This window comes from Microcoleus sp. B7-D4, assembly GCF_036705125.1.
Classification (GTDB): Bacteria; Cyanobacteriota; Cyanobacteriia; order Cyanobacteriales; family Microcoleaceae; genus Microcoleus.
The window spans coordinates 125386-135734 of the sequence record NZ_JAUBTT010000008.1 but is presented as its reverse complement, the minus strand read 5'-3'; the positions used below and the strand labels follow the sequence as shown (position 1 = coordinate 135734).

The following is a 10349-nucleotide window of genomic DNA, read 5'->3' as shown; positions in this document are numbered from 1 at the left end:
ACTCGATCGAATAAGGTTTCATTTTTTTCGCTTATGTACTAAATACAGTGTATCATATATACATGGAATATGCTGTATCACGGGAATAGCAGCATCAGGTTTACCAAACTTTCCCATTCTTTATCTTCAAGTCAAATGTACATCAAGAGATATTTTGAATGAAAATAGCCTTCGCTATCCCCTGAACATTAAAAACTACCAAGAATTGAGCGCCAACAATGCCTACCCTCCTAGAATTATAATTGTGGTGACAGTTCCCGATCGCCCCAGCGACTGGCTGCAACAGACAGAAGCGGAACTCTGTTTAAAACGCGGCGCTTATTGGATATCATTAGAAGGTGCAGCACCTACTGACAATCAAGAAACCATCACTATTTCAATACCCAGAACAAATATATTTTCGGCCCAGAGTCTGACAACTATCATGCAGCGGATTGCAACCGGGAGACAAATATGAATGTCACAATTAAAGATATTGAATTGCTCAAAAATCTCGAACCGGATCGAATCAGCTACTACTTAGAATCCCAAGGTTGGAAACAAGCGCAAAAAATAGGCGATCGGGCTATTATTTGGACAAGCGGCAATCTCAACCCAGAAACTCCTCAAATAGTTCTACCTTTAAATTGCAAGCTTCCCGACTTTCCCGTGTCAATGAACTTGATGCTAGAGACATTGGAGCTCATCGAGAATCGCTCTCAAATAGAAATTTTAGCCGACTTAATTACCGGAATTCCCAATACAACCATTCAGGGAGTCGTGATGCAAATTCAAACTCCCAATGCCGACAAATTAAGCGGCGAAATTACATTGTTAGGTGTCATTGCCGACAAACTGCGGAAAATTCAAACCTCACTTGCAGACAAAGATTACATCCTCGCAATCAAAGCTTATCAAGAACGCTTGCCTTTCCTCTGTACGGGAGATTTAATCAAAGAAAATCAAACCTTTACCCTCAAAAATCCCCGCAATTTTACTTTAGATGATTTGTAATATCATGTCCGCTAGTATAGACGGGGCGGGTTTATATAATTTGTCGGTAATTATCAAATATTTCGGCGAACCCGCCCCTACAAAACTTTCCATGCTACAAGTGCGAAATATCCGCAAATATTTTATTCGCCAACATCCTCGCCAAATTCACAGGAACAGCATTGCCGACCATTTTGTATCCATCAGCAATATACTTGTACTTAAAAATAAACTCATCCGGGAAAGTCTGAACTCTCGCGCACTCTCGCACAGAAAGCCGACGGTAAGGCAGAGGCGAATTGGGGTCAAAAATGCGTTTGTCTTTGCCAACCAAAATCATTTTACTAGCTTGAGGATGCAGAGGCGCGTGTCTGCCGCTTGCCTGAATTGTAAAAGAAGGTTCTGACCAACTTCTAACTCGATTGCGCGACATATAAATGCTCGAAAACCCCAAATCCGCACATTCGTGATTTGGGACAGAATCGTGATAATTATCTAATTTAGCCTTAACTGACAGTGGCGCGGCCTGCAAATCAAAAATCGCATCTTTCAGCGTCAAAACATCGGTTCCAGGTTCGGGAAACTGAAAACTAAAACCCAGAGTTTCCCGATAGCCAACAACAATCACCCTTTGCCTATCTTGCGGAACCCCAAAATTTCTAGCATTTAACAACTTGTACGAAACCCGATATCCGATGTCCTCAAACTGCGATAATATATAAGTGAAAGCATCCTTGTTTCTGGGAGCCAAGATACCGCTAACATTCTCAGCTAAAAAAAACAAAGGCTGCTTGTCCCGCACAATTCTGATATACTCCCAGAAAAGTTGACCCCGACTGTCATCAATCCCCCGTTTAGCGCCCGCCGCACTCCAACTTTGACAAGGAGGGCCACCGATTATCCCAATACAGTTGGGAATTTCATCAGATTTGATTTTTCTGATATCTCTGCGATCTAAAATAGTTTCAGGATGATTGAAATTATATGTATCCCAAATAGACTTATCATATTCATTCGCCCAAACCACATTAAAGCCAGCCAAGCGAAAACCCAAATCCAACCCCCCACAACCAGAAAACAGAGAAATAATATCCAAAGCCACCTTTTTTCACCCACAATAAATACAATAAATCAATTATAAACCTCTCTTTTCTTAGATATCTATCTCTTTCTTCTCTCACTCTGCGCCCTCTGCGCCCTCTGCGGTTAATAAAAAAAAATCTAATTCACACACAAACAGAACTTATCATCCTCAATGAATGCAGAATCCATCCTCCAATCCTACCAACACTTCGGCGTCCACCTCGGCCTAGAAAGAATTCACCAAATTCTCCAAAAACTAGACAATCCACACCAACAAGTACCCATTATCCACATTGCCGGCACCAACGGCAAAGGTTCCGTTTGCGCTTATCTCTCTTCCGTACTAACAGAAGCAGGCTATCGAGTTGGACGCTACACATCCCCGCACTTAATCGATTGGACAGAAAGAATTTGCATCAACCAAAAACCGATTTCCCCAACAGAATTGCAACAGTGTCTAGAACGAGTTGTCGCCGCCACCGAAAATAACACCGAAACTCCCACTCAATTTGAAATAATCACCGCAGCAGCTTGGCTGTATTTCGCTGAACAAAAAACAGACATCGCAGTGATAGAAACTGGATTGGGCGGTAGATTAGACGCCACAAACGTTTGCGAAACACCTCTCGCTAGCGTCATCACTTCTATCAGTCTCGATCACTGGCAAATACTCGGCCCCACCGTCGCCGATATTGCTGGGGAAAAAGCGGGAATTCTCAAAGCAAAATGTCCGGCCGTGATCGGAGAATTGCCAGAATCAGCTAGAATAGTAGTAGAAAAACGCATTCAAGAATTAGACTGTCCGGCAACTTGGGTAAAACCAGCAAGAGATTTAGGACAAGGATTCGCAGAATATCAGTTAAATCAAAATGCGGTTAAAATAAAATATCAATTGCCGCTGCTGGGAAAAATTCAACTAATGAATTCAGCAATTGCGATCGCAACTTTGCAAACTCTCCAACAGCAAGGATGGCAAATTTCCCCAACCGCCATCGAAAACGGTATCGCCAAAACCCAATGGCCCGGAAGACTCCAGCAGACAACTTGGAAAAACCGCAATATATTAATTGACGGCGCGCACAACCCCGCCGCCGCTATCGCCCTGCGTGAATATGTCGATCGCCTGAACAATCACCCGTCACCGATTAACTGGGTAATCGGCATTCTTGCGACTAAAGACTGCGAGGATATTTTGAAAGCATTACTCAAAAAGGGCGATCGACTTTACCTAGTACCCGTACCCGATCAAAACTCATCATCCCCCGCAGAATTAGCCACCCTCGCTCAAATTATCTGCCCCGAATTAACTCTCTGTCAAGCCTTCCCCGACTTAACAACAGCTTTAGATGCTGCTGTTACAGGTGACAACCTAACAATCCTTTGCGGTTCCCTTTATCTCGTCGGCTATTTTCTGCAACAACAACAATCCCAAGCTTAAACGCATCAGAGTTGTGTTTCTTCCTCAGTAAAGATAGGAGGCCACAATTCCGAAACAGGCAATTCCCAACCGGGAAAAAGTTCTGCTACTGTTAAGATATCGCCATTTCCTAAAACAGTCGGTTCACCTGTAGAGCGATAAATAGTCACTGTTTCTTCATCAGGATCGATCAGAATTCCGACGATCGCACCCAATTCTATAAACTTCCCAACCTTGGTTTCTATAAGCTTAATGCGATCGCCCTGAGATTTAATCTCAACCACCAAATCGGGGACAAGTTCTCCAAAATAACGCGGACTTTGGCGCAAGCGGGCGGCCCGCACAAAAGAAACATCCGGTGCTTTCACATTCGTATCCGGCATGATGAAACCGCCTGCGGAGTCAAAGACTCTCCCCAAGCGACGGGGATAAACCCAGTTACCCAGCAAGCGAATCAAAATACTGCTGATTTCACTGGATACGATGTCTGATGGCCCCACAATTGAAAGTCTCCCGTCTTCTAGTTCAATTTTGTAATCTAAACCCGCTTCGGAAAACAGGGTTTGAACTTGGTTTAAATCTTTGAGTGTCATTGCTGGCATAAGAATTTTATCCTATTCCGATCTGAGCTTTGATTTTAACACGAGTCAAATTTCTGAATATTTGAGGAATTCAGGCTATATTCCTACAAATCATCAATCAAGCTGCATTGAGAAAGGCGATCGCACGGGATCAATAAATTGGGTCTGTGAGAGGGGGCGATCGCTTTTGTCAAGGACAATTGCCTCAAAAAATAAATTTCCTACAAAATCGTCAAATACGTTTCAGTTGGGCTGATGGGCAAAGGCTTCAAAATTTGTTTTTGCAAGTCTATTTCTAACCCCAATGCTTCTAAAGGTATCACGCCCAAAAGCGCATCTTTACCTCCCGGTAATTCCAAGCACTCGAAGGTTCCTTCGCGATCGAACATCGATATGGTAGCATCTCGGAAAATGCGAGCTTTGCCAATACCCATTGCGGTTGCTACGTCTACTTCTTTCAGGAGTTTAAGTCCCAGTTGGGCGATCGCATCTTGCGGCAGACACAACGTAGTTGCTCCCGTATCTACCAATACATTTTTGAGGGTGATCGAGCGAATTTGGTCTAGTGAAATTGTCCCATCTTCGGCCCGAATTTGGTCGGCTCGATTAACGATCGTCAGAGTGGCGAAAACTTTTCCCATTGCATTGTTGCTTTTAATTTGCATATTTGTCTCCTACTTAAGCGTCGGAGTTATTACGTACTTTAATTGTAACTTATATGCAGGAGCGATCGCCCGGAGCAACAAACATTGTCCTTAGTTGTTTTAATAGGTACAGGACTTATAGCAATTTTTAAGTTCGCAGTCAGGACATTAGTCCTCATCTTTAAGGACTAATATCCTGACTGGGAACTTAATTATGATAATAACTTAAAAGCTTATATATGCTTATATATGGCGGCACAGATTCCCATTATTTAATAATACGTCAAGTAGCCCAAAAAAGCAAGGGGCGAGATCAAAAAAAATCCCGCCCCAGCTTCAATTAAAAACTACCTTTGATCCCAAGCCTTAGCCGCATCAGCAACAGCTTGGTCTACCGACTTTTCATCCAACATTGCCGCCTGCAAATTGTCATAAATCGCCTTTTGCAGCTTCTTAACATCCTTCAAAGGCGGAATCAATAGCTCGGCGGAACTCAACCCAGAAGCACTAACAACGCGAGCTCGATCGGCAGCAGGAGCATCAGCAGAAACTGTCTTAAAATAATCGTCCTGCAAAGCCTCAACCGTAGAAGGTAAAACATTAGCAGCCTTAGCAAAAGCCAACTGATTTTGAGAATTAGTCACGTACAAAGCAAACTTGACAGCATCATCAGGACGCTTGCTGTCGCGGGGCACAACCAAATTCATCACCGCCACAGTCTTCTTGCCTGTTTCCCCCGTAATTTGAGGCGCAGCAGCCGAAACAGCACCAATACTCGGCGCATTCTCAGAAATCGCCTTCAAAAACTGAGGCCCGGAAGCTAAAAAAGTAGTTTCCCCAGCTTGATAAAGCTCGATCGCCCTACGATGTCCCTGCACCAAAACATCCTGTGGCAAAAGTCCGCCCTTGTACAAATCCACCCAATACTGAAAAACAGCTTTGCCCTTAGCAGTATTAAAAGCCGCCTTGCCTTTAGCGTCAACCAAAGGCACACCCATCTGCACGAAAGATTGCAAAACCTCCGCCGAATCTTCCGGCACAAAAGTCACAAAAAAAGCAAACTTACCAGTCTTCTCCTTCACCTGCTTCGCAACCTGTGCCAACTCGGCATAAGTAGCAGGAGGCTTAGCAATTCCAGCCTTCTTTAACAACTCCGTATTGTAAATTGTCACCCCAGTCGTGAGATACCAAGGAATGCCAAAAGTCTTGCCGTCGAGTACACTAGCTTTCCAGATATTTGGGAGATAGAGCTCACGAACTTGCTGCGGAATCCGAGAATCCAAATCCAGCCAAGCATTGCGTCCCGCCAACAGCGAAGCAAAATCGGGATTTAGGTTCACCACATCCGGCGCAGTTTTCGCCGAAACAGCCCCCAAAATCTTGCTTTCCATCGCCGACCAAGGAACGTCCACCCAACGCACCTTCACCCCCGGATTTTGGGCTTCAAAACCGGCGATCGTCTTGTTGAAATACTCAGTAAACTGAGGTTGAAGCTGCATAGTCCAGAACTCGATTTCCTGCGTATTATTTGCCTGGGAATTAACAGCCGGTTTGCTGCAACTCACCACCGCAGCCAGCAGCAGTCCCACCAGCCCAAAAACAGCAAACAGTTGCCAAGATTTACGTTTCATAGAATAAAATTTGAGAGTTATGGGAACCGTCAGACAAAAAAGCGCTCGCCCGAATCAAGCGCGATGAGTCAGTAACAGAGTTTTGTACCTGGGTTCAGGAGCGAGATAGTCTGTTTTTGTGCAGAATCGGCGGGTTTTCGGTCGATCGAGCTGGAATTTATTGACATTCTCCGCAGAATAGCTATTGTCAAGTAAATTGGATAGCATAAAATCGGAACTAGCGATCGCGCAACACAGACTGAGCTGCGTAGCTACGGCGGGATACCGAGATTACAGCACTCTGGCGGCAGTTGGAAACCAACCCTCCAACAGGCCTGCGCGCTGAATCAGGCTGGCCAACTACAAAAGAAAAAAATAGCAATTATCGGCGACCCAATCACATGGTTAACTTTTTCAAAGGTCTACTTTCCCAACGCCAGCCAGGAATCGGGCTCGAAATAGCCCCAGACCGCATCAACATCATTCAGCTCGAAAAGAAAGGTCAGGCATTAAAATTAGGCATCCTAGCCTCAATAGAAGTTCCAGAAGACTATATACAAGAAGGACAAATAGTCGATCCGCCGGGAATGGCAGAACTAATACGTACCGTCCTCGCCGAAAACAAAATCAAAGCCAAGCGAGTAGCCACAGCCATTCCTGGCCGTGAAGCCGTCATCCGCCTCATCCCAGTTCCCGCAGAGCTCAACGAAGAAGAACTGCGGGATTACATGAACGCAGAAGCAGGACTTTACTTGCCGTTTCCCAGAGAAGACGCCGACGTAGACTATCAAAAAATAGGCCTATTTGTAGATGACGACGGAGTAGAAAAAGTGCAAGTCGTGTTAGTAGCAACCCGCAGAGAAGTTACCGACACATACATCGAAACCTTCAAAGAAGCCGGACTGGTTATAGACGTACTAGAAGTAACCAGTTTTGCCCTAATCCGCACCCTCAAAGACCAACTGCAACAATTTTCCTCCCAAGAAGCAGCAGTTCTCACTGCCATAGAATTTGACAGCACCGAGTTAGCTATAGTAGTGGACGGCATACCTCAGTTCAACCGTACCATCCCGATCGGCACCTACCAAATCCAGACCGCCCTCAACCAAGCCATGAACCTGCCACCAACCAGAGACACCAGCGAACTGCAAGGCATGACCCTGCCAGTCACAGATACAATGGGCGCATCAGGAGACGCTAATCCGGGAACAAATGCGATGATTAAAGTATTAGGAGAACTAGCAGACGAACTGCGTCGCTCAGTAGACTTTTACCTCAACCAGAGCGAAGAACTCGAAGTAGCGCAACTGCTGCTAGCAGGCCCTGGAGCTGCGATCGGCAAACTAGACGAATTTTTTATGCAAAGATTAAGCTTGCCCGCATCTCAAGTCGATCCCATCGAAACCCTAGGACTCGAAATCAGCCAAGAAATTACCCCAGAACAGCGAGCAGGTTTAGGAGTCGCCCTAGGTTTAGGACTAAGGGAGGTTATGTGACCTAACAGTTTTAGATGAGAGAAAAACAGATGTGAGAATTTTAGGTAAAAACCCCTTCCAAAAGAAGAAGGCAGAAAGCAGAAGGTAGAATATTGGAGGTAGAAGATAGAAGGTAAAAGGTAGAATATATCTGAGGTAGAAGCAGCCCCTTCCTTCAGTAGAAGGCAGAAAGTTGTTTCTGTATTCCCTAAATAAATCCTTCACTTGTACCAGCAATCTTGGGTTCTGTCTAAAATCTAAAATTTCCAATTTAAATCTATAGCAACAACCAAGACTGTTAGGACGTTCTTAATTGCTGAAACATAAGCGGTAGATCACTTTTTCCTTCTACCTTCTACCTTCTACCTCGTGCCTTCTACCTTCTACCTTGTGCCTTCTGCCTTCTTCCTTCTGCTATAAAATCGAGTGAAGCCATGTACAGCCTAGATATTAATTTTCTCAACGACCGTCCAGACTACAAACCCGTTGCAGCAGCCAAAAGCTCAGCTAAAAAAAGTTCCGGTGGAGCAAAAGACCAACTGCCCATATATGGGGCAGTGCTGTTTGCCTTTGGCATCAACGCCGCAGTCATGGGCGCCTGGTGGTTGGCGACTAACGAAAATACCAGCTTGACCAAAAAACAAGAAGCCATCGACCAAGAACTTGCCAAGCTAAACACTCAAGCCAACACCATCAAAGCCATCAACGCCGAAACCGACCAAGTTACCGCCGAATACAAAGCATTAGCCGGAGTATTCGACCAAATTAAACCTTGGTCGGCGATGCTGCAAGACCTGAGTGTCCGCACTCCCGCCGGAGTGCAAATTGCCAAAATCGAGCAAATCGACCCGAGTCCCTCCCCCGTTGCAGCAGCACCCCCACCCCCCGCAGCCACCCCCGCAGCCAGCCCGTCCCCAGGGGCGAGTCCGTCCCCAGCCAGCCCTACCCCGGCTGCAGCTCCCCCCCCGCCCGTCGTCCCCCAGCAGTCAGCAAAAGTACAAATTTCAGGGATAGCCAGTACCTTTGCTCAAGTTAACGACTTTATGTTGCTAGTCCAGCGCTCTCCTTTCTTCCTCAATACTGACACCAGACTGCTAGCAGCGACCTTAAAAGACAACCCGGCACAAGTACAATTGCGGAACCAAAGTGCAGCAGGAGTAACAGAACTTCCCAAACTGCGGAAAGTGGTGGAATATAAAATTGAAACGACGCTCAGCCCGACGGGGGCCTCCGAGTTGCTCCCCGAGCTGCGAAGCAAGCAAGCAGACGGGCTCGCAATACGCATAGAAACACTTCAAGAAAAAGGAGTGCTAGAACCACAAAAACCAGAGGTGAAAAAACAATGACAGCAAATCAGTTTATTCCCAGCGGCGCACAAGCAGAAGAGACAGGGGCTCAGGAAATATTCGGCATTAAGCTGACACCCCAAGTCCAAGCAATCGGCATCGCAGTTCTCGGACTCGTTATTGCCGGCGGCCTCGGCTACCAGTTCGTACTTCCCGAATTCCAAAAAAGAGACGCATTCAAGCAAAAACTTAGCGAAAGCGAGCAAACGCAAGTGCAATTGCAAACTCAAATTCAAAAAAAGGCAGAAGCAGAAGCAAAGCAAGAAGAAGCAAAACAGCGCCGGGCCAACGTGACGGCAATGTTTGCCAGCGACGCCAGCGCCAACACGCTTTTGCTTGACATGACCCAACTCGTTAATAGAATCAACGCCGGCGTGCAAGGAGATGACCTCAAGGCTAAAATTACCAAATTTGAGCCGGATATGCCCCCAGCAGCAGCAACCGCCGCGCCGGGAACTGTAGACCCTGATATTCTGGCAGATACCTCCTTCGGGCCGTCCCTGGCTGGCAAGCTCAGACGCAAAAAATTTAAGGTAGAGTTTGAAGGCACTTTCGCTCAAACCCGCAATTTTATGCGTAACTTGGAGTTGATGCAGTCGCTGTTGGTAGTGAAGAATTTGAGATCGGAATTGCTACCATCAACTGGGGCAATTCAAGTTGACTTTTTGAAAGGGAAAATAGTTCCTGTGGAGCAGCCGCCAACTCAAATTAAAACCGCTTTTGAATTGCACGCGCTGCTGCCGTTAAAGCAAGAAGAAAAACCGCCAACTCCGGCTCCGAGTCCTGGTGCTAAGTAGCGGTAGTTTGGCGGATAGATATAGCCTTTCGAGCTCTCATATGAGGTACTCATGGGCATAGGGCATAGGGCATAGGGCATAGGGCATAGGGCATAGGGCATAGGGCATAGGGCATAGGGCATAGGGCATACCTCACTTTTTTGAGAACCGCTATATTAGCTATTGTTCCCAACTTGCTCTTTCACAAGAAAGGAGAAGGCAGAAGGTGGAATTTTGAAGATTGAAGGTATAAGTCAAAAAATCATGAAGGCCACAAAAATATTTTTTATATGGCACTCAACAATTTGCTCTAAAACCTAATTTCTTCTAATACCAGTTTCTCAAAGTAATGGAACTGTGTAGCAATCCTTGCAGGAGTCGTAAATTTTTTACCCCACCCCAACCATCCCCTTACAAAGGGGAGGGAGTAAGAAGTACACAAATG

General features: G+C 45.8%; 10 protein-coding genes. 6 read left to right on the top strand and 4 right to left on the bottom strand.

The window, feature by feature from the left end:
- Together QUB12_RS05290 and QUB12_RS05285 are read left to right on the top strand one after the other, a co-directional pair.
- A partial coding sequence (locus tag QUB12_RS05290) for a DUF4365 domain-containing protein (protein WP_333300250.1) occupies nucleotides 1–457 on the top strand: 457 nt, incomplete at its 5' end.
- Nucleotides 454–993 carry a hypothetical protein gene (locus tag QUB12_RS05285; protein ID WP_333140084.1) on the top strand — a complete coding sequence of 180 codons (540 nt, stop codon included), beginning with the start codon at nucleotides 454–456 and terminating at the stop codon, nucleotides 991–993. The genes QUB12_RS05290 and QUB12_RS05285, both read left to right, overlap by 4 nt.
- A gap of 94 nt (nucleotides 994–1087) precedes the next feature.
- On the opposite strand, the gene QUB12_RS05280 is transcribed toward QUB12_RS05285, so the two are convergent.
- The gene (locus tag QUB12_RS05280; protein WP_333140082.1) at nucleotides 1088–2074 is read right to left on the bottom strand and encodes a DNA cytosine methyltransferase; all 987 of its coding nucleotides are present in this window, start codon (nucleotides 2072–2074) and stop codon (nucleotides 1088–1090) included.
- A gap of 153 nt (nucleotides 2075–2227) precedes the next feature.
- On the opposite strand from QUB12_RS05280, the gene QUB12_RS05275 reads away from it, so the two are divergent.
- On the top strand, nucleotides 2228–3493 hold the full coding sequence (locus tag QUB12_RS05275) for a folylpolyglutamate synthase/dihydrofolate synthase family protein (RefSeq protein WP_333305790.1): 1266 nt from the start codon (nucleotides 2228–2230) through the stop codon (nucleotides 3491–3493).
- Between the two features lie 5 nt (nucleotides 3494–3498).
- On the opposite strand, the gene QUB12_RS05270 is transcribed toward QUB12_RS05275, so the two are convergent.
- From QUB12_RS05270 to QUB12_RS05260, 3 genes are all read right to left on the bottom strand, one after another.
- A complete protein-coding gene (locus QUB12_RS05270) occupies nucleotides 3499–4074 on the bottom strand; it encodes a Uma2 family endonuclease (RefSeq protein ID WP_333140078.1) in 576 nt (191 codons plus the stop codon).
- Nucleotides 4075–4274: 200 nt separating this feature from the next.
- On the bottom strand, nucleotides 4275–4718 hold the full coding sequence (locus QUB12_RS05265; RefSeq protein ID WP_333140076.1) for a retroviral-like aspartic protease family protein: 444 nt from the start codon (nucleotides 4716–4718) through the stop codon (nucleotides 4275–4277).
- Nucleotides 4719–5044: 326 nt separating this feature from the next.
- Nucleotides 5045–6328: a sugar ABC transporter substrate-binding protein gene (locus QUB12_RS05260; RefSeq protein ID WP_333305787.1), complete on the bottom strand. Its 1284-nt coding sequence runs from the start codon at nucleotides 6326–6328 to the stop codon at nucleotides 5045–5047.
- A gap of 380 nt (nucleotides 6329–6708) precedes the next feature.
- On the opposite strand from QUB12_RS05260, the gene pilM reads away from it, so the two are divergent.
- From pilM to QUB12_RS05245, 3 genes are all read left to right on the top strand, one after another.
- Nucleotides 6709–7803, top strand: coding sequence for a type IV pilus assembly protein PilM (pilM, locus tag QUB12_RS05255; protein WP_333140072.1), 1095 nt, complete (start codon nucleotides 6709–6711; stop codon nucleotides 7801–7803).
- A gap of 413 nt (nucleotides 7804–8216) precedes the next feature.
- The gene (locus QUB12_RS05250; protein WP_333140070.1) at nucleotides 8217–9128 is read left to right on the top strand and encodes a PilN domain-containing protein; all 912 of its coding nucleotides are present in this window, start codon (nucleotides 8217–8219) and stop codon (nucleotides 9126–9128) included.
- Nucleotides 9125–9925, top strand: coding sequence for a pilus assembly protein PilO (locus QUB12_RS05245; RefSeq protein ID WP_333305785.1), 801 nt, complete (start codon nucleotides 9125–9127; stop codon nucleotides 9923–9925). The genes QUB12_RS05250 and QUB12_RS05245 overlap by 4 nt, the downstream gene beginning before the upstream one ends.
- Nucleotides 9926–10349 lie beyond the last annotated feature (424 nt).